This window comes from Microbacterium commune (assembly GCF_014836945.1).
GTDB classification, from domain to species: domain Bacteria; phylum Actinomycetota; class Actinomycetes; order Actinomycetales; family Microbacteriaceae; genus Microbacterium; species Microbacterium commune.
In genome coordinates, this window is sequence record NZ_JACSPX010000001.1 from 186056 (window position 1) to 204491 (window position 18436).

Sequence of the window (18436 nt, forward strand, 5' to 3'; positions counted from 1 at the left end):
TCAGCCGCGCTCTGATGCCACCTCGACGGTGGCGTCGTGGTGCACCGGGAAGTTCACGGAGTTCGCGATGAAGCACCATTCGTGGGCGATGCGGTGCGCCTCGCGTGCGGCGTCGAGCATCGACTCGTCGGCGACGCGCACGTGAGGACGCAGCGTCACCTCGGCGAACGCGCCGCCGCCTCGTCCGTCCTCGCGCATCACCCCGGTGGCCTCGTCGCGGTACTCGGTCACGACGACCCCGGCGGTGACGCACGCGTGCAGGTACGACAGCAGGTGGCATTCCGACAGGGCCGCCAGAAGCAGATCCTCCGGATTCCAGCGCGACGGGTCGCCGCGGAACGGCTTGTCGGCCGATGCCTGCAGGTCGGGTTTGCCCTGGATGCCGATCGTGACGTCACGTGCGTAGTCGCGATAGCCGCTCGTGCCGGTGCCGCGGTTCCCGGTCCAGGTGGTCGTGAGCGCGTAGTGGTGTTCGCCGAGGGGGGCCATCGCGCCAGTCTGCCACCGTGCAGCGCATTAGGCTTGTCTGGTGCTCGAGACTCTCACCATCGCTGACGCCGTCGAACTCGCGATCGTGGAGCGCAACGGCTTCGTGGAGTCCCGCCATGCGGGCGCCGCCGTCGTGCTCTCCCCCGACGGGGAGGTCATCGCTCAGCACGGCAACGCCGAAGCGCTGATCCTGCCGCGCTCCAGCCTGAAGCCGCTGCAGGCGATCGCCAGTGTGACAGCCGGCGCGAGCCTGGAGGGCGAGCAGCTCGCGCTCGGCACGGCCAGCCACAGCGGCACTGATCGGCATGTCGAGGTCGTGCGCGAGATGCTCGCCGCAGGCGGCCTCAATGAGGACGACCTGGGCTGCCCTGCCGCGTGGCCGTCCGACTCGACGGCGCGCCGCGACATGATCCGCGATCACGCCGATCAGGCACGCGTGCGGATGAACTGCTCGGGCAAGCACGCCCTCATGCTCCGCGCCTGCGTCGCGACCGGCTGGCCGACCGAGGGATACCTCGACACCGCGCACCCGCTGCAGGTGCACATCCGGGATGTGGTGGAGCGCCTCGCCGGAGAGAAGATCGCGCATACGTCGATCGACGGTTGCGGCGCGCCGGTGCACGCCATCACCCTGCTGGGCCTCGCACGCGCGATCCATCGGATCGGCTCGGCCTCGGAGCGCTCTCCGTTCGCCCTGCACCGTGTCGCCGGTGCGCTCGTGCGCGCCGTTCGGGAGAACCCGTGGACGATCGCGGGGCCCGGCGAACCCGACACCATCGCCATCGAGACGCTCGGCGTGTTCGCCAAGCACGGCGCCGAGGGTGTGATGGTCATGGTCGCCCCGGACAACACGACCGTGGCGATCAAGACACTCGACGGCAGCAGCCGCGCCTCGGCGATCGTCGCCGCCACGCTGCTCGCCAGGGCCGGCGCGCTCGGCGAGGCCGACGTCGCGGCGCTCGCATCGGCCCTCCCCCTCGATGTGCTCGGCGGCGGTCAGCCGGTCGGCATGATCCGTCCGGGTTCCGGTATCTGATCCAGCCGCTGGCTCAGGTCAGCCGCACTCGTCGCGGTCGCCCTCCGGCTGGCACCACCCACGCCCGGCCCTCGTGCAGCCGCGCGTACGGCGGGGTGTCGCGCACCCCCGCGAGCTGGCGCAGTTCCGTCGCGCATTCCGCCGCGACGACGAGCTCGCCCGCGCTGCGGATGCCCTGCAGCAGCGACCACTGAGCACGCCACTGCTCCGGGTCGCCGACGATCACGACCGGCGCGTCCTCGGCGGGGGTCGGCCCGTTCTCGGCGAGGGTCGTCACCCGGCATCCCGGGACCGCGGCGGCGAGCGTCGTGCGGGTCTCGTCGACCGCTGTCGTCACCACGCCCGCGGGAGTGCGCACGGGCCGCCAGCGTGCGATGCCGCGCGCATCCGCGCTCCCCCGACGCCCGCTGCCCGGCGCGACCGGATCGGTCCAGCAGATCTGCACGTCGCGACCGTCCACCACGCCGCGGCCGGGCGGCCGGTGCGGGTCGAACGCCGCGGACTCGCCGCCGGCGGAGATGTGCTCCACCCTGCTGCTCAGCCTCAGCAGCGCGCGGTGCGAGAGCCCGTCGAGCAGCCGCCCGACCGGACCCGTCGCCCGTGACGAGGTGATCACGACGCCGGCCGGGGAGCGGACGATGCGCTCCCACCGGCTCAGGAAGAGCTGCGCGTGCTCAGCCGGGTACTGCGCGAGCAGCACGTCGAGATCATCGCAGAGGACCATCCCGTGCCGACCGGTCGCGAGCTCCGCCACAGCATCCCACGCCTCCTCGACGTCGTTCGGGATGACGACCGCATCCGGGATCTGAGCATGCACAATGCGGATCAGCGTGCTCTTGCCCGCCCCCGGGCCGCCGATCACGCCGAGCCCGTCGCCGCGCGCGAGATGCACCCAGGGCTGCCTCTGCTGATCCGGCTCATCGGCTCGGCCGAGCACGATCACACCGGCCTCGGGTGCGCCGCTGCCGGAGGGCAGGTCGATCACGCGGGGCAGCGGGGGCAGCCACGGACTGGCCGGGGTCTGCGCCCCCTCCCACCGGCGCGTCACCGCCGCCACATCGTGCGGGGAGGTCAGCGCGACGCGCACGGCATGCGGCTCGACGTCCTCGGGCCGACGCACGTACACCAGGCCGCGCGACGCCGATCCTCCCGGGAGCGCCGCCGCGACCTCCGAGCCGATCACCAGGCGACTGTCGGCCGCCTCCGCCACGCGCAGGCTCAGCCGCAGCGGGCAGTTCGCCGCCAGGGCATCCCGGATCACACCGCCCGCACGCTGCGTGCCGAGAACGAGATGCATCCCCAGCGCCCGTCCGCGCGCGGCGATATCGGTGAAGATCTGCGCCAGGTCGGGGTGCTCCTGCACGAGGGCGGCGAACTCGTCGACGACGATCACGAGCCGAGCGAGCGAGGGGGAACCGGTGACGTCGCGCGCGCCCGCTGCGGCCAGAGCCGCCTCCCGGCGCCGCAGCTCGGCGCTGAGACTGCCGACCCCACGTCGCGCACCGGCCGCATCGAGGTCGGTGACGACCGCGACGACATGGGGCAGCGAGCGCAGCGGGTCGAACGCCGTGCCTCCCTTGAAGTCGATCAGCACGAACGTCACCTCCTCCGGCGCATGCGCGGCGGCGATCGCCACCACCCAGCTGGTCAGAAGCTCGCTCTTTCCCGTGCCCGTCATGCCCGTGACGATCGCGTGCGGACCGTCGTCGACCAGATCGACGAGCACATCGCCCTGCTCCCCTCGCCCGAAGCGTGCGGCGAGTCGGCCGTCACCGCCCTCCGCCGTCTGGAGCTCACTGAGCGCGACGGCGTCCGGAACCTGCGCGGTGTCCTCCGATCTGCTGGCCACCGCCGCGGCGATGCAGACGATCTGCCGGGTCGACACCGCCTCCAGGGAGATGTCTCGCAGCCCCTCCGGGGTGCGCGCGACCGCCCGTGCCGGTGCCACGCACTCCAGCACGGTCGTGACGCCCTCCGCTGGCTCCTCCCCCGGCGTCCGCACGCAGATCACGGCGTCGGCGGGATCGGCCCCGTCGCCGATCCGCAGCCGGAAGCGGGCGCCGCGACGGTCGGCGTGCGGAAACTGCTCCAGGCCCCACTCCGCGACACCGCGGCCGTGCAGGCTCAGCTCCGACGGCCCGAACCTCAGACACAGCTGTGCGACGAGAGCCCTGACGACGGCGCTCGCGACCGGACGAGCCGCCCGCACGCACACGCCGCCGCCGAGCTCGACGACGATCGGAGCATCGTCGAGGTTCTCGGCGCGCTCGCGGAAGGCACGGGATCGATCGTCGTCACCGCCCGAAGCGCGGACCCGACTGCGCGTGCGGCCCCGCCCGATCACCAGGTCGGTGGCGGCGCTCAGCGGCGTGCGGCCTCGCAACGGCGGGTCGAGCAGACAGCCCGCCGCATCGGGTGAACGATGCCAGAGCATCCGGTGCTCCTGGCCGTGCAGGCGCACGAGCTCGTCCTCGGCGCGCTGCCACGCGGCGTCGGTCTCCCCCTCCGCCCGGCGACGTGCTCGGCGCCGCGATCGCATGCCGTCGAAGAACGACGCGAGCAGCATCAGCGGGCCGAGGGCCGCGAAGCACAGCGCGAACAGGGAGTCCGTGATCAGCCACAGCACCACTCCCGCGACGACGGGGACGATCGCGGCGAGCAGCGGCAGCGGCGGTCGCGTCGGCTGCGCGGCAGATGCGGGCAGGACGATGGTGGTGGCATCCATCCACCCATCTCAGCCCATCGTGACCCGCGGATCCGGCCTGTCCACAGGCCGGCCGGCTCACCCCTCGATCGCGGGTTCTGTGGAGGATGAATCGCCGCCGACAGCGGGCCGCTCCGCGGTGGCCACGTCGTCGGCGGCGCCGCCCCGGCCGCCGGTGAAGCGCACGTTGAGCACGATCAGCGTGACGTTGTCGCGTCCGCCGTTCTCCAGCGCCGCATCGACCATCGCGTTCACCGCGTCAGCGGGCTCGGCGTTCTCGCGAAGGAAGTGCAGGATGCCGTAGTCGGTGAGCTCTTTGGTGAGACCGTCGGAGCAGATGATGAACCGGTCGCCGTCGACGACGTCGATGGCGACGTAGTCGGGTGAGACGAGCTCGTTCGCCCCCACCGCGCGGGTGATCACGTTGCTGTAGGGGTGGGCGTCCGCCTCTTCCGGGCTGATCTTGCCGGATGCGATGAGCTCCTGCACCACGGAGTGGTCGGTCGTGACCTGGATCAGGCGACCGTCCCGCTCCAGATAGACCCGTGAGTCGCCGATGTTGAGCGAGATCCAGCGCCAGCCGTCGTCATGGCGATCGAGGTACACGCCGGTCAGCGTCGTCCCCGTCCCCTCGTCGGTCGTCTCGGGATGCTGGTGGATGTCGTCCACGGCCAGCTGCAGCGCAGCCACGATCCGCTCGTCGTCGATCTGTCCGGCGTCGACCATGTCGGAGAGCCGGTCGACGGTCGCCTGGCTGGCGATCTCGCCGCCCGCGTGTCCGCCCATGCCGTCGGCGACGATGAACAGCGGGTACTTGGCGAGGAACGAGTCCTGGTTGTTCTCCCGGCGTCGGCCGCGATCGGTCACACCCGCCCAGGTGAGCTCGAGGTCATCGCTGACGCGGAAGGTCTGCGTCGTGGTCTCAGGCACGTGGGCTCTCCATCGGGCGGCTGGGCGACTGAACAGCCGCGGGATTCGTCTTCATCGTAGTCGTGCCGTCACATCCGGTCGGCAGGGTCGTCGATCAGCGGGAACAGGGCGTCGATCTCCGCGAGGTCCGCTGCCGTGGGAGTCCACGCGTCTGCGGCTGCGGCGTTCGCCTCGACCTGCTCGGGCGTGGTGGCGCCGGCGATCACGCTGGAGACGCCGGGCTGCGCCAGCAGCCAGCCGAAGGTCGCCTGGAGCATCGTGATATCGCGCTGATCGCAGAACGCCTGGTACTGCTCGAGTGCATCCCAGGGCGCGTCGGACCAGATGTGCTGACGCGTCTGCATGATGCGGCTGCCGGTGGGACCGCCCTCGCGGGTGAACTTGCCGGTGAGCAGTCCGTTCTTCAGCGGGAAGAACGGGAAGAAGCCGAGGCCGTAGCGCTCGACCGCGGGCAGCACTTCACGCTCGGACGCACGCGCCAGCAGCGAATAGTGATTCTGAGCGGAGATGAATCGCCCCGTGGAGCGGGCGCGGGCGGTCAGCTCGGCCTCGGCGATCTGCCACCCGGTGAAGTTGGAGTGCCCGTAGTAGCGGATCTTCCCCTCGTCGACGAGCTCGTCGAGCGCATCGATGGTCTCGGCGATCGGGGTCTGCGGGTCGGGCAGGTGCAGCTGGTAGAGGTCGATCCAGTCGGTGCGCAGACGGCGCAGGGAATGCTCGACGGCGTGACGCACGTAGCGGCGCGATCCGCGACCCCCGGGGAAGTCGTACCCCATGTCCCGCTCGTGACCGAACTTGGTCGCCAGCACCACGCGGTCGCGGCGGCCCTCGAGCACCTCGCCCATCAGCTCCTCGCTGCGGCCCGCGTCGGCGCCGTACATGTCAGCGGTGTCGAAGAAGAACACGCCGTTCGCGAGTGCCGCGTCGATCACGACCCGAGTGCCGTCGAGCGTCTCGGTCACTGTTCCCGCACGCCCGAAGTTGTTGCAGCCGAGACCGGCTGCGGAGACGACGAGTCCGGATGCGCCGACGCGACGCTGCGAGGTGACCATGCATCCACACTATCGGGGCGTCGGCGCTGCTCGGACCGGCCGGGCGCGCCGACCACCCTGTTTCGGCATGAAGACACGAGGAAGCCCCCGACCTCGTCGGGGGCTTCCTCGTGTTCAGCTCAGGGTCGCGGCTGCGTCGGGTCCTCAGGCGCTGCCGGCGGCGCGGGAGGAGCGGGCGGTGCGGCCGGAGGCGCGGACGGCGGAGCAGGAGGTGCCGGCGGCGCGGCCGGAGGCGGAACCGGTGCGCCCGGCGCCGGCGGAACCGGTGCTGCAGGGTTGAGCGGAGCGCCGTAACCGGGCTGTGCCGGCTGTCCGTAACCGGGCTGGGCCGGAGGCGCGTAGCCGGGCTGTGCCGGCGGGGCGTAGCCCTGCGGTGCGCCGTAGCCGGCGGGGGCGGCGTTCTGGCCGGGCTGCACGGGGATGCCGTCCCACACGGTGTTGTCACCGAGGAAGCCGTTGCCGGCCCACGGAGCGGGGGCGATGTTCGGGTTCCAGCGCGAGCGGTCGAACGCGGCGATGCCCATCCAGACGATGTTGAGCAGCACGAAGAGGATGACCCAGGCCGCCTCCTTCTGCAGCTTGAGCCCGACGCGCCAGCCGGCCATCGCGAACAGCGCGGTGAAGACCAGACCGAAGATGCCGCCGATACCGGTCCACGACAGCAGGATCGTCGCGCCCAGCGCGTACAGCACGAGCCACGGGCTCATGTCGCCGAGCTTGAAGAAGATCATCTCCCGGTAGACCGGTACCCAGGCGCGCCATTTGCCGACGACACCGGCCTTGTCGAAGATCTTCATCATGAAGATCGACGAGATGACGTACATGATCGGCCCGACGATCAGCAGCAGCACCGTCAGCAGGCCGACGATCGCAGCGATGGCGCCGTAGTCGCCGTAGTCGCCATATCCCATGAGTGAACCACTTCTCTCGTCGAGAGGAAGCGGTGTCGCTTCCCCGTGCGGATCTCGTGCTCCGGCCATGCTAGCGAAGCGGCGCGATCACGGGCAATGAGACACGGCGCCGTCTCAGGCCTCAGCCGTCGACCACGAGCTCCAGAACCCCGGCATCCGGGCTCTCGCGCAGCGGGATGTCGTTCTCCTGCGCCCAACCCAGCAGCGCGCGGACGGAGCGGGGCCTCGGGCGCGTCGTGGCGAGGGCGCGCACGAGCAGGCCCTTGGACTTCTTGTTGAAGTGGTTCAGGGCGCGGCCTATGTCGGTGACCACGCGCACGTACGCCGAGGGCACGACGCCGGCCACCGGCCCGAGCGCCACGTAGGACTCGCTGCGCAGGTCGAGCACGAAGTCGGCGTCCGCCAGAGCGGCGGACGTCGCCGCGGCCCAGTGTCGGCGCAGCGGGGGGATGCCGGGCAGCGAGGTGCCGGCGGCCAGGCGGTACACCGGGATCTCGTCGAGCGCGCCGACCGGGCCGAACGGCGCCGAGTGGATCAGCACGTGCGCTCCGAGCCACCGGCGCGCCGACGGGTCGAGGGACGCGGCGTCGAGAGCGTCGTAGAGCACGCCCGTGTAGCGGTCGACGGCGGCCATCGTGGGGGCCGTCTGCAGCATCCGGTTGTGCACGATGTCACCGGCCTGACGCTCGCTGAGCTTCAATACGCGACGCGCGGTGGACTCGTCGGCGCAGAGAGCGACCAGAGCGTCGATGACCTCGGTGCGCTGGGCGGTCAGAGCCGGCAGCGCGAGGTCGGCGAGGCGCATCGGGCCGCCGACGCCACCCTGGCGTTTGGTCTCGGACGGGGGCAGGAGGATCTTCATGGTCTCCACAGACGAAGCGTCCGCTCCGGGTCGTGCAGGGCACGATCCGGAGCGGACGCCGGTGGTCTTGCTGTCAGGCGATCAGTGCGGCGTTGCCGGCCACGATGGTGAGCGTGTCGCCCTCCATCGAAAGGAAGCCGTCCTGCGCGTTCGCGAGCACCTTGCTGCCGTCGATCTGAGTGATGCGGACCTCGCCCTGGGCGAGGATGGCCAGCACCGGCTCGTGACCGGACATGATGCCGATCTCGCCCTCGACGGTCTTGGCGACGACGAGCGACGCCTCTCCCGTCCAGACCTCCGCGTCAGCGGAGACGAGACTCACGTGCAGCGCCATGGTCAGGCGTTCTCCTTCTGGATCTTCGCCCATGCCTCTTCGACGTCGGAGATGCCGCCGACGTTGAAGAACGCCTGCTCAGCGACGTGGTCGAAGTCACCGCGGGTGATCGCATCGAAGGACTCGATGGTCTCCTTGAGCGGGACGGTCGATCCCTCGACACCGGTGAACTTCTTCGCCATGTAGGTGTTCTGCGAGAGGAACTGCTGGATGCGACGTGCGCGCGACACGACGATCTTGTCCTCTTCGGAGAGCTCGTCGACACCGAGGATCGCGATGATCTCCTGCAGCTCCTTGTTCTTCTGCAGGATCTGCTTGACCGTCGTCGCCACACGGTAGTGGTCCTCGCCCAGGTAGCGCGGGTCCATGATGCGCGACGTCGAGGTCAGCGGGTCGATGGCCGGGTACAGACCCTTCGACGCGATCTCTCGCGAGAGCTCGGTCGTGGCGTCCAGGTGCGCGAACGTCGTCGCGGGAGCCGGGTCGGTGTAGTCGTCGGCCGGCACGTAGATCGCCTGCAGCGAGGTGATCGAGTGACCACGCGTCGAGGTGATGCGCTCCTGGAGGAGGCCCATCTCGTCGGCGAGGTTCGGCTGGTAGCCCACGGCGGAGGGCATGCGGCCCAGCAGCGTGGAAACCTCGGAGCCTGCCTGGGTGAAGCGGAAGATGTTGTCGATGAAGAGCAGCACGTCCTGCTTCTGCACGTCACGGAAGTACTCCGCCATCGTCAGAGCCGACAGCGCGACGCGCAGACGGGTCCCCGGCGGCTCGTCCATCTGGCCGAAGACGAGCGCGGTCTTGTCGAAGACGCCGGCCTCCTCCATCTCGTGGATGAGGTCGTTGCCCTCACGGGTGCGCTCGCCGACACCGGCGAACACCGACACACCACCGTGGTCCTGCGCCACGCGCTGGATCATCTCCTGGATGAGCACGGTCTTGCCGACACCCGCGCCACCGAACAGACCGATCTTTCCACCCTGCACGTAGGGGGTGAGGAGGTCGATCGACTTGATGCCGGTCTCGAACATGGTGGTCTTCGACTCGAGCTGGTCGAAGTTCGGCGCCTTGCGGTGGATCGGCCAGCGCTCGGTGACCTCGATGGTCTCGCCGGGCTCGGCGTTGAGGACCTCGCCGATCACGTTGAAGACCTTGCCCTTGGTCACGTCGCCGACGGGGACCGAGATGGCCTCACCGGTGTCGCGGACCTCCTGCCCGCGGACGATGCCGTCCGTGGGCTTCAGAGCGATCGCGCGGACGAGGTCGTCGCCGAGGTGCTGTGCGACCTCGAGCGTGATCTCGGTGGAGTCCTCGCCGATCGTGATGGTGGTCTTGAGGGCGTTGTAGATGTCGGGAATCGAGTCGTGCGGGAACTCGATGTCGACAACCGGACCGTTGACGCGTGCGACGCGTCCGACGACCGCGGTCGCCGGCTGCTCAGCCATGGCGGTGGTGGTCATTTCTCGTCTCTTCTCCTGATGTGTGTCAGCTGGACGACAGGGCGTCGGCGCCGCCGACGATCTCTGCGATCTGCTGGGTGATCTCGGCCTGGCGAGCGTTGTTGCGCAGGCGGGTGTAGTCGGTGATCAGCTTGTCGGCGTTGTCGCTGGCCGACTTCATCGCCTTCTGCGTCGCGGCCTGCTTCGCTGCCGACGACTGCAGAAGCGCGTTGAACACGCGGCTCTGGATGTACACCGGCAGGATGGCGTCCAGCACCGTCTCGGCGTCGGGCTCGAACTCGTAGAGCGGGTACACGGCTGCGGTCGCCGTGTCCTCGGCCTCTTCGATCTCGAGCGGCAGCAGACGAAGGGCGGTGGGCTCCTGCGTCATCATGCTGACGAAGCGGTTGTACACCAGCACGATCTCGTCGACGCCCTCGGACGCGCCACCGCGCAGGAAGGCCTCCTGCAGCGTGTGCGCGATCTCCTCGGCCGTGTGGAACGACGGCGTGTCGGTGTCGCCGATCCATTCCGCGGCGGACTCGATGCGACGGAACTGGAAGTACCCGACCGCCTTGCGGCCGATCAGGTAGTACACCGGCTCACGGCCGAGCTCACGCAGACGCTCGCCCTGCTCGAGACCCTCGCGGATCACCTGGGAGTTGAACGCGCCGGCGAGCCCCCGGTCACTCGAGAAGATGACGACCGCCGTGCGGCGGATCGTCTCAGCCTCGCGGGTGAGCGGGTGGTCGACGCTGGAGTGCGTCGCGACGGCGGACACGGCCCTCGTCACGGCCCGCGCGAAGGGGCTGGACGCCTTGACGCGTGCCATCGCCTTCTGGATGCGCGAAGCCGCGATGAGTTCCATCGCCTTCGTGATCTTCTTGGTCGTCTGAGCAGAAGAGATCTTCTGCTTGTAGACCCTGAGTTGAGCGCCCATGAATCAGTACCTCACGCGGTTACGCGCGACGACCCTTGACGATCTTCTCCTGGCTGACGTCACCGGCGTCCTCGGCCGACACCTGCTCGTTGCCCGGGCTGCTGATCGACTGGCCCTTGCCGCCCTGGAACTCCAGGATGAAGGCGTCGGTCTGCTTGTCGAGCTCTGCCACCGTGGCGTCATCGAGGACGTTGGTGTCACGCAGGGTGTCGAGGATCGACGTGTTGCGACGCAGGTAGTCGAGAAGGTCGCGCTCGAAGCGGAGCACATCCTCGACCTCGATCGAGTCGAGCTTGCCGTTCGTTCCGGCCCAGATCGAGACGACCTGCTCCTCGACGGGGTACGGCGAGTACTGCGGCTGCTTGAGCAGCTCGGTCAGGCGCGCACCACGGGCGAGCTGACGACGCGACGCCGCATCGAGATCGGACGCGAACATCGCGAACGCCTCGAGGGAGCGGTACTGCGCGAGCTCCAGCTTCAGCGTTCCGGAGACCTTCTTGATCGACTTCACCTGGGCGTCACCGCCGACTCGCGAGACCGAGATGCCCACGTCGACCGCGGGACGCTGGTTGGCGTTGAACAGGTCGGACTGCAGGAAGATCTGGCCGTCCGTGATCGAGATCACGTTGGTCGGGATGTACGCCGAGACGTCGTTCGCCTTGGTCTCGATGATCGGCAGACCCGTCATCGAACCGGCACCGAGCTCGTCGGAGAGCTTCGCGCAGCGCTCGAGCAGACGCGAGTGCAGGTAGAAGACGTCACCCGGGTACGCCTCGCGCCCCGGCGGGCGGCGCAGCAGGAGCGACACGGCGCGGTAGGCCTCAGCCTGCTTCGACAGGTCATCGAAGATGATCAGGACGTGCTTGCCGCCGTACATCCAGTGCTGGCCGATGGCCGAGCCGGTGTAGGGGGCGAGGTACTTGAAGCCGGCCGGGTCAGACGCAGGGGCCGCGACGATGGTGGTGTACTCCATCGCGCCGGCCTCCTCGAGGGCGCCGCGCACACCGGCGATGGTCGAGCCCTTCTGACCGATCGCGACGTAGATGCAGCGCACCTGCTTGTTGACGTCGCCCGACTCCCAGTTGGCCTTCTGGTTGATGATCGTGTCGATCGCGAGAGCGGTCTTGCCGGTCTGGCGGTCGCCGATGATCAGCTGACGCTGGCCGCGGCCGACCGGGATCATCGCGTCGATCGCCTTGACGCCGGTCTGCATCGGCTCGTGCACGGACTTGCGCTGCATGACGCCGGGCGCCTGCAGCTCGAGTGCACGAGAGCCCTCGGTCGCGATGGAGCCGAGTCCGTCGATCGGGTTGCCGAGCGGGTCGACGACACGACCCAGGTAGCCGTCGCCGACCGGAACGGAGAGAACCTCTCCGGTGCGGGTCACCTCCTGGCCCGCCTCGATGCCGGTGAAGTCGCCGAGGACGACCACACCGATCTCCTTCTCGTCGAGGTTCAGTGCCAGGCCCTTCGTGCCGTCGCCGAAGGTGACGAGCTCGTTGGCCATGACGCCCGGCAGTCCTTCGACGTGCGCGATGCCATCGGCTGCGTCGATGACGGTGCCGACCTCGGTCGCCGCGGCGCCGGTGGGCTCGTAGGCTGCGGCGAAGTCCTTCAGCGCGTCACGGATGACGTCGGGGCTGATCGATAGTTCTGCCATTGTCTTCCCTTTGTGTGTCTGGGTGTGCGCGGTTCCCCGCGTCGAGTAGTTCAGCTCGCGAGCTTCTGGCGAAGGTCGGCGAGGCGAGCGGAGATGCTGCCGTCGATGACGTCATCGGCGATCTGCACGCGCAGGCCCCCGACGACGGATTCGTCGATCACCTGGTTGATGGAGATCTCGCCGCCGTAGCGACGGGCGAGCGCGTCACGCAGACGCGCTTCCTGTGCAGCCGCGAGCGGAGCGGCGGTGTACACCGTCGCCACCGAACGGCCTGCCTGAGCTGCGACGATGCGAACCGCGCGGCTGAGCACCTGGCGAACGCGGCGCTCACGCGGACGCGGCACCAGGGACGAGGCGATCAGCATGGTCGCCGGTGATACGGCGCCGCCGAGCACGCGCTCGACGAGTGCGCGCTTCGCGGCGTCGCCGCCGAGCCGACCGCCGAGCGCGAGCTCGAGCTCGGGGTTCGCCGCGACGACGCGCGAGAAGCCGAACAGCTCCGTCGCGACGTCGTCACCGGCAGACGCGGCGGCGGCTGCCCGGATCGCGAGCTCTTCGACACCGTCGACGAGATCGGACTCCGACGACCAGCGCTGAGCTGCGACCGTGGTGAGCAGCGCGCGCACCGGAGCCGAGACACCGGCGAAGACAGCCGAGACGAGCGCGCTGCGCGCCTCAGCGGGAGCTGCAGGATCGGCGAGCGCGCCGCTCAGCTGAGCCGACTCCCCGATCGTGCGAGCCGCAGCGAAGAGCTCGGCTGCACTGTCGAGGTTCAGGCCCGACGCTGCGGCAAGAGCGTCCGTCGATGCCGCGAGTGCCTGAGTGGTCGCGCTGCCCATTACTTGGCCTTCTCGAGGTCGGCGAGGAAGCGGTCCACGACGGCCGTCGCGCGAGCGTCGTCGCTGAGGGTCTCCCCCACGACGTTGCCTGCGAGGTCGATCGCGAGCGTGCCGACCTCGCTGCGCAGCGAGACGAACGCCGCCTGGCGCTCGGCCTCGATCTGCGAGTGAGCGGCTGCGGTGATGCGACCGGCCTCGGCGGCAGCGGTCTCCTTGGCCTCGGTCACGATCTTCTTGCCGTCCTCGCGGGCGGCTTCGCGGATCTCACCGGCCTCGGCGCGTGCCTCGGCGAGCTGGCGGGTGTACTCCTCCAGCGCGGCCTCGGCCTGCTTCTGCGCCTCATCGGCTTTGGCGATGTTGCCTTCGATGGCGGCTGAGCGCTCGTCGAGGATCGCGGTCAGGCGAGGAAGGGCGACCTTCCACACCACGATGAGGATGATGAGGAACCACAGGCCCGACCAGATGATGTCGTACCACGCGGGGATGAGCGGGTTAGGCGCCTCGGTCTCCGCCGCGAGGTTCGTGACAAGAGCGTTCAGCATCCTGTCTCCTTCAGAAGTCGGTGCGGATTACGGGAAGGGGATGAATGCGACGGCGATGCCGACGAACGCGAGCGCCTCGGTGAAGGCGATACCGATCCACATGAGGACCTGCAGGCGACCGGCGAGCTCGGGCTGACGGGCGACACCCTCGATGGTCTTGCCGACGACGATGCCCACGCCGATGGCCGGTCCGATGGCGGCGAGGCCGTAGCCGACCGCACCGATGTGACCGTTGATTTCAGCGAGAACCGTAGTAGCGTCCACGGGTTTTTCCTTTCGTTGGGTGGGACGGCAGTTGCCGACCCGCTCAGTGCTCTTCTGCGACCGCGAGCTGGATGTAGATCGCGGTGAGGACGGTGAAGACGTAGGACTGCAGGACGACGACCAGGATCTCGAAGAGAGTGAAGGCGCCGCCGAAGGCCAGGGTGCCGACGCCGAGCGCCGCCCAGCCGCCACCTGCGGTGAAGAAGAAGAAGTGCGTGGCCGCGAAGCACAGCACGAGGATCATGTGACCGACGACGAGGTTCATCATCAGACGCAGGGTGAGGGTCACCGGGCGGATGATGAAGGTCGAGATGAACTCGAGCGGAGTCACGATGATGTAGACCGGCCACGGCACGCCCGCCGGGAAGAGCGAGTTCTTCCAGAACCCGAGCGGGCTCTTCTTCATGCCGGCGTAGATGAAGGTCACGTAGCTGATCACGGCCAGCGTGAGCGGCACGGCGATGATCGCGGTGCCCGGCATGTTCAGGAACGGGATGATGCCGGTGATGTTCATGAACAGGATCATGAAGAACATCGCCACGAGCAGCGGAGCGAACCGCTCGCCGTCCTTGCGGCCGAGGAGGTCGTGGCCGATGCCGTTGCGGACGAAGCCGATCCCCATCTCGACGACGCTCTGGAAGCGGCCCGGCACGACGGTCATGCGACGGGTGCCGAGCCACATGAACAGCACGACGGCGATCACGGAGAGCAGCTGGATGAGGTGGATGCGATGCATCGGCACGACACCGAACGCGTTGAACAGGATCTCCGGGAAGAACTCGTCCATCGAGGGGCCGTGGAATTCACCGTCACCGGCGATCGGACGAAGGGTCAGGGTCGCAACGGGATTCAACAGCGCGGGCTCCAGCTTCGGGTCACCGGCGAGAACCGGGGCGACGAGGGACGGTGTGCATCAGCGCAAGCGCTCGCGAGACGAGCGGCGGGCACGGATAAACACTACCAGATTCAGCCGTCGTTCTCGGTCGCGCCGTGCGCATTCCGACCGTCGGCGTCGGCCTCGTCCTCGGGGTTGACGGTCGGAAGATCGATGTCGCTCACGTGCGGAAGGCGCATGCGGACGAGCACGACGGCATCGACCACGAGCGAGAGGACGACACCGGCGACGATCGCGAGGAAGAACACGAGCGGCGAGATCCAGGCCTGACCGCTGATGACGATCATGATCACGAGGAACAGACCCAGCTTGAGCAGCCAGCCGCCCAGCACGATCGCGAAGAAGAGCTGCACGTAGATCGGATCGCCGAACCAGCGGTTCGCGAACAGGATGCTGCCCGCCGTGATGGCGAGGAACACGAATGCGAGCAGAACCCCGCTCAGGCCGCTCCACAGCCCGCTCGTGCCGTCGACGGCGTAGCCGATACCCGCGGCGGCGATGGCGAGCACCAGTGCGGCACCGGCCGACCACGTCAGCGTTCGCCGCAGGATGGGTGTGCTGGAGACGGGGCTCGGGGTCATCGGGGCTCCATGGGCTCGGTGTCGGGTCGGGTGGGGTGGGAGACGGCGGCTGCGGCTCGGCGTTCCGCGGCTCGTCGCCGGACGCTGAGCGGGGTGCGCGTGATGATCAGGCACGCGACGATGCCGACCACGCCGAACGCGACCGCGGCGAGGTATCCGCCCGGCCAGTCCTGTCGACCTGCGATGTACATCAGCAGGACCGTCAGCGAGATGATCGCACTCCATGCGTAGAAGATCAGCACGGCGTCGCGGTGGCGGTGGCCGAGATCCAGCATCCGGTGATGGAGGTGCTTGCGGTCGGGCGAGAACGGCGACCGGCCCGCGCGCATCCGGCGGGACACCGCGAGGCCGAAGTCGAGGAGCGGGAGCATGACGATCACCAGCGGCAGGACGATCGGGATGAACGCGCCGAGCAGCTGCGATCGGCCGAAGCGCTCCGGATCGAACGCGTTCACATCACCCTGCGTGGTGAGCGCGATCGTCGATGTCGCCATCAGCAGCCCCAGCACGAGGGCGCCGGAGTCGCCCATGAACAGCTTCGCCGGGCTCCAGTTCAGCGGCAGGAAGCCGAGGCACGCGCCGATGAGCACCGCGGCGAGGAAGGTGGCGAGGTTGAAGTAGCTCGTCGCGCCCGAGTCGCGGGTGAGGATGTAGGCGTAGACGAAGAACACGCCGTTGGCGATGAGGCAGACGCCCGCGACGAGACCGTCGAGCCCGTCGATGAAGTTGACCGCGTTCATCACCACGACGATCGCGAACATCGTGATCGAGATGCTCACCCAGCTCGAGACGAGGATCATGTCGCCGACCGGCAGCGAGAGGATCTGCAGACCTCCCCCGACCGAGATGATCCCGGCCGCGAGGAACTGCGCGGCGAGCTTGATCATCCAGTCCAGATCGATCAGGTCGTCGATCACCCCGACCACGGCGATCAGAAGCGCCGCCGCGAGGATGGCCCACAGGGTGTTCGGCGGTGACCACATCCGCTCGAAGAACGGGTTGGCTGCGGAGATGAGGACCGCGCTGGCGATGCCGATGAACATGGCGACGCCGCCGAGTCGTGGGGTCGGGGTCTTGTGCACATCGCGTTCACGGATGCCGGGGTACAGCTTGAACCTCAGGCTCAGCCGCCACACCGCCCACGACAGCGCGAAGGTGACCGCCGCCGTGAGGATGATCGTGAACAGGTACTGCTTCACTCTTCGTCGACCGGGCTCTCGTCGACGGGGCGCTCCCCGACCTCGCCCGGCTGCTCCTCCGGCTCGAGGAGATCCCCGAGCACCTCGGCCAGCTGCTCCCTGGTCACGGCGCCCGCGCGCAGGATGCGCACCGCCGGGGTGTCCCCGTCGGCAGTCGCGACGAGGGAGGTGGCATCGACGATGGTCGAGGGCACGCCGGTCTCGCTGTAGCCCTCCTCCAGGTAGACCGCGACGCTGTCGCCGAGCATCGCCTCGGCGTCCGACGCGATGATCGCGGCGTCGCGCCCGCTGAGGTTCGCGCTGGACACGGCGAGGGGCCCCGTCTCTGCCAGCAGCTCGAGAGCGATGCGACGGTCGGGCATCCGCACGGCCACCGTGCCCTTGGTCTCGCCCAGGTCCCAGGTCAGCGACGGCTGAGCGGGCAGCACGATCGTGAGGCCGCCGGGCCAGAACGCGTCGACGAGCCGCTGTACCGGTGCGGGAACCGTCTCGACGAGGGCGGCGAGCATGTCCTGTCCGGCGACGAGCACCGGCGGCGGCATGTCGCGCCCGCGGCCCTTGGCGTCGAGCAGGCGCTGAACGGCGGCGGGAGAGAAGGCGTCGGCCGCGATGCCGTACACGGTGTCGGTGGGCAGGACGACGAGCTCGCCACGGGCGATCGCCTGGCGGGCGTGGCGCATGCCGGCGAGGATCTGGGAGTCGTCGCGGCAATCGAAGACAGTTGACATGGCGCTCCTAGTCTACGTCGGTCGCCTCCGTGCCCACGGGCGCGAGAGCGCGCCCGTCGCGACCGCGTTCAGGCCCGCAGCGCCGTCGTCGCGCGGTCGCGACGCGTGAGGTCCTGGTGCGTCGCCGCTGCGCGCCACCCGTCGGATGTGAGGATGTCGCGGATCGCGGCGCCCTGCAGCTCGCCGTGCTCGAGCACGAGCAGTCCACCCGCGTGCAGCAGATCCTGGGCCCGTGAGCTGATCACGCGCACGACGTCGAGTCCGTCCGCTCCGCCGTACAGCGCCTGAGCCGGGTCGTGCAGGCGCACCTCGGGGTCGCGCGGGATCGCATCGTCGGGCACGTACGGCGGGTTCGAGATGACCACGTCGGCGACGCCGCGCAGCTCGTCGAATGCCGTCGCCAGATCCCCGTGCACGAGGGTCAGGTTCCCGACGCCACGCGCGTTGCGCTGCGCCCAGGCGTATGCGTCGGCGGACCGCTCCACGGCGTGCACTCTCGCGTGCGGCACCTCGGTGGCCATCGCCAGGGCGATCGCGCCGCTGCCCGTGCCGAGGTCGACGGCCACCGGCTGCGCGGACGCGCTCTCCAGGAGCGCATCGATCGCGAACTGCACGACGGTCTCGGTCTCGGGGCGCGGCACGAAGACACCGGGGCCCACCGCCAGCTCGAGGTGGCGGAAGGCGGCCCGACCGGTCAGATGCTGCACGGGCTCGCGTGCGGCGCGTCGGTCGACGAGCAGGGCCAGCCGCTCGGCTTCCGCTTCGGCGATCTGATCCCCGCGCACAGCCGCGGCCTGCAGCTCACCGCGGCCGAGTCCGAGCACGTGACCGATGAGCAGCTCAGCGTCGACGAGCGGGTCAGGCACGCCCGCGTCGGCGAGTCGCTGCGCGATGGCGCGCAGCTGCGCCGAGATCGGGATGGGCATTCTCCCAGCGTATGCGGTGCGGGCATCCGGTCACATTCCGTCATCACCCGGAGTACGCAACGTAGGCTGATGTCGCTGACTCCGCTCACGAGAACTCCGCTCACGAAA

19 protein-coding genes are annotated in these 18436 nt (G+C 69.2%); 1 reads left to right on the forward strand and 18 read right to left on the reverse strand.

Annotated features, from left to right (window positions below; translation table 11 throughout):
* Positions 1-489: an OsmC family protein gene (locus H9633_RS00935; RefSeq protein WP_071642255.1), complete on the reverse strand. Its 489-nt coding sequence runs from the start codon at positions 487-489 to the stop codon at positions 1-3.
* 40 nt (positions 490-529) lie between these two features.
* On the opposite strand from H9633_RS00935, the gene H9633_RS00940 reads away from it, so the two are divergent.
* A complete protein-coding gene (locus H9633_RS00940) occupies positions 530-1525 on the forward strand; it encodes an asparaginase (RefSeq protein ID WP_071642254.1) in 996 nt (331 codons plus the stop codon).
* A 13-nt stretch (positions 1526-1538) separates the two neighbouring features.
* Here H9633_RS00940 and H9633_RS00945 read toward each other — a convergent pair whose 3' ends face one another.
* From H9633_RS00945 to prmC, 17 genes are all read right to left on the reverse strand, one after another.
* On the reverse strand, positions 1539-4250 hold the full coding sequence (locus H9633_RS00945; RefSeq protein WP_191711774.1) for an FtsK/SpoIIIE domain-containing protein: 2712 nt from the start codon (positions 4248-4250) through the stop codon (positions 1539-1541).
* Between the two features lie 57 nt (positions 4251-4307).
* Entirely contained in the window at positions 4308-5159 is an 852-nt protein-coding gene (locus H9633_RS00950; protein ID WP_071642252.1) for a PP2C family protein-serine/threonine phosphatase, read from the reverse strand.
* 68 nt (positions 5160-5227) lie between these two features.
* Positions 5228-6211 carry an aldo/keto reductase gene (locus H9633_RS00955; protein ID WP_191711775.1) on the reverse strand — a complete coding sequence of 328 codons (984 nt, stop codon included), beginning with the start codon at positions 6209-6211 and terminating at the stop codon, positions 5228-5230.
* 119 nt (positions 6212-6330) lie between these two features.
* Entirely contained in the window at positions 6331-7122 is a 792-nt protein-coding gene (locus tag H9633_RS12900; RefSeq protein ID WP_071642250.1) for a hypothetical protein, read from the reverse strand.
* 121 nt (positions 7123-7243) lie between these two features.
* Entirely contained in the window at positions 7244-7984 is a 741-nt protein-coding gene (locus tag H9633_RS00965) for a YaaA family protein (protein ID WP_191712887.1), read from the reverse strand.
* A 73-nt stretch (positions 7985-8057) separates the two neighbouring features.
* Entirely contained in the window at positions 8058-8318 is a 261-nt protein-coding gene (locus H9633_RS00970) for a F0F1 ATP synthase subunit epsilon (RefSeq protein WP_191711776.1), read from the reverse strand.
* 2 nt (positions 8319-8320) lie between these two features.
* Positions 8321-9775 (reverse strand): F0F1 ATP synthase subunit beta, encoded by a 1455-nt coding sequence (gene atpD, locus H9633_RS00975; protein ID WP_071642248.1) that lies wholly within the window; start codon positions 9773-9775, stop codon positions 8321-8323.
* Between the two features lie 25 nt (positions 9776-9800).
* On the reverse strand, positions 9801-10694 hold the full coding sequence (locus H9633_RS00980) for a F0F1 ATP synthase subunit gamma (protein WP_071642247.1): 894 nt from the start codon (positions 10692-10694) through the stop codon (positions 9801-9803).
* 19 nt (positions 10695-10713) lie between these two features.
* Positions 10714-12354 carry a F0F1 ATP synthase subunit alpha gene (atpA, locus tag H9633_RS00985; protein WP_071642246.1) on the reverse strand — a complete coding sequence of 547 codons (1641 nt, stop codon included), beginning with the start codon at positions 12352-12354 and terminating at the stop codon, positions 10714-10716.
* A gap of 50 nt (positions 12355-12404) precedes the next feature.
* On the reverse strand, positions 12405-13193 hold the full coding sequence (locus H9633_RS00990; protein ID WP_191711777.1) for a F0F1 ATP synthase subunit delta: 789 nt from the start codon (positions 13191-13193) through the stop codon (positions 12405-12407).
* Positions 13193-13735 carry a F0F1 ATP synthase subunit B gene (locus H9633_RS00995; protein ID WP_071642244.1) on the reverse strand — a complete coding sequence of 181 codons (543 nt, stop codon included), beginning with the start codon at positions 13733-13735 and terminating at the stop codon, positions 13193-13195. The genes H9633_RS00990 and H9633_RS00995 overlap by 1 nt, the downstream gene beginning before the upstream one ends.
* A 27-nt stretch (positions 13736-13762) precedes the next feature.
* Positions 13763-13999 carry an ATP synthase F0 subunit C gene (gene atpE, locus H9633_RS01000; RefSeq protein WP_071642243.1) on the reverse strand — a complete coding sequence of 79 codons (237 nt, stop codon included), beginning with the start codon at positions 13997-13999 and terminating at the stop codon, positions 13763-13765.
* Between the two features lie 43 nt (positions 14000-14042).
* The gene (atpB, locus tag H9633_RS01005; protein ID WP_071642242.1) at positions 14043-14786 is read right to left on the reverse strand and encodes a F0F1 ATP synthase subunit A; all 744 of its coding nucleotides are present in this window, start codon (positions 14784-14786) and stop codon (positions 14043-14045) included.
* 179 nt (positions 14787-14965) lie between these two features.
* Positions 14966-15475: a hypothetical protein gene (locus tag H9633_RS01010; protein ID WP_191711778.1), complete on the reverse strand. Its 510-nt coding sequence runs from the start codon at positions 15473-15475 to the stop codon at positions 14966-14968.
* The gene (locus tag H9633_RS01015) at positions 15472-16674 is read right to left on the reverse strand and encodes an MraY family glycosyltransferase (RefSeq protein WP_071642240.1); all 1203 of its coding nucleotides are present in this window, start codon (positions 16672-16674) and stop codon (positions 15472-15474) included. The genes H9633_RS01010 and H9633_RS01015 overlap by 4 nt, the downstream gene beginning before the upstream one ends.
* Positions 16671-17402 carry an L-threonylcarbamoyladenylate synthase gene (locus H9633_RS01020; RefSeq protein WP_191711779.1) on the reverse strand — a complete coding sequence of 244 codons (732 nt, stop codon included), beginning with the start codon at positions 17400-17402 and terminating at the stop codon, positions 16671-16673. Before H9633_RS01020 ends, H9633_RS01015 begins: the two co-directional genes overlap by 4 nt.
* Before the next feature lie 68 nt (positions 17403-17470).
* The gene (gene prmC / locus H9633_RS01025; RefSeq protein ID WP_191711780.1) at positions 17471-18328 is read right to left on the reverse strand and encodes a peptide chain release factor N(5)-glutamine methyltransferase; all 858 of its coding nucleotides are present in this window, start codon (positions 18326-18328) and stop codon (positions 17471-17473) included.
* Positions 18329-18436: the final 108 nt, after the last annotated feature.

Bases quoted from the DNA above. Each gene is read 5' to 3' on its own strand.
- H9633_RS00935 (WP_071642255.1), bottom strand. From the start codon at position 489: ATGGCCCCCCTCGGCGAACACCACTACGCGCTCACGACCACCTGGACC.
- H9633_RS00945 (WP_191711774.1), bottom strand. From the start codon at position 4,250: ATGGATGCCACCACCATCGTCCTGCCCGCATCTGCCGCGCAGCCGACG.
- H9633_RS00955 (WP_191711775.1), bottom strand. From the start codon at position 6,211: ATGGTCACCTCGCAGCGTCGCGTCGGCGCATCCGGACTCGTCGTCTCC.
- H9633_RS12900 (WP_071642250.1), bottom strand. From the start codon at position 7,122: ATGGGATATGGCGACTACGGCGACTACGGCGCCATCGCTGCGATCGTC.
- H9633_RS00965 (WP_191712887.1), bottom strand. From the start codon at position 7,984: ATGAAGATCCTCCTGCCCCCGTCCGAGACCAAACGCCAGGGTGGCGTC.
- H9633_RS00970 (WP_191711776.1), bottom strand. From the start codon at position 8,318: ATGGCGCTGCACGTGAGTCTCGTCTCCGCTGACGCGGAGGTCTGGACG.
- atpD (WP_071642248.1), bottom strand. From the start codon at position 9,775: ATGACCACCACCGCCATGGCTGAGCAGCCGGCGACCGCGGTCGTCGGA.
- H9633_RS00980 (WP_071642247.1), bottom strand. From the start codon at position 10,694: ATGGGCGCTCAACTCAGGGTCTACAAGCAGAAGATCTCTTCTGCTCAG.
- atpA (WP_071642246.1), bottom strand. From the start codon at position 12,354: ATGGCAGAACTATCGATCAGCCCCGACGTCATCCGTGACGCGCTGAAG.
- H9633_RS00990 (WP_191711777.1), bottom strand. From the start codon at position 13,193: ATGGGCAGCGCGACCACTCAGGCACTCGCGGCATCGACGGACGCTCTT.
- H9633_RS00995 (WP_071642244.1), bottom strand. From the start codon at position 13,735: ATGCTGAACGCTCTTGTCACGAACCTCGCGGCGGAGACCGAGGCGCCT.
- atpB (WP_071642242.1), bottom strand. From the start codon at position 14,786: ATGGACGAGTTCTTCCCGGAGATCCTGTTCAACGCGTTCGGTGTCGTG.
- H9633_RS01010 (WP_191711778.1), bottom strand. From the start codon at position 15,475: ATGACCCCGAGCCCCGTCTCCAGCACACCCATCCTGCGGCGAACGCTG.
- H9633_RS01020 (WP_191711779.1), bottom strand. From the start codon at position 17,402: ATGTCAACTGTCTTCGATTGCCGCGACGACTCCCAGATCCTCGCCGGC.
- prmC (WP_191711780.1), bottom strand. From the start codon at position 18,328: ATGCCCATCCCGATCTCGGCGCAGCTGCGCGCCATCGCGCAGCGACTC.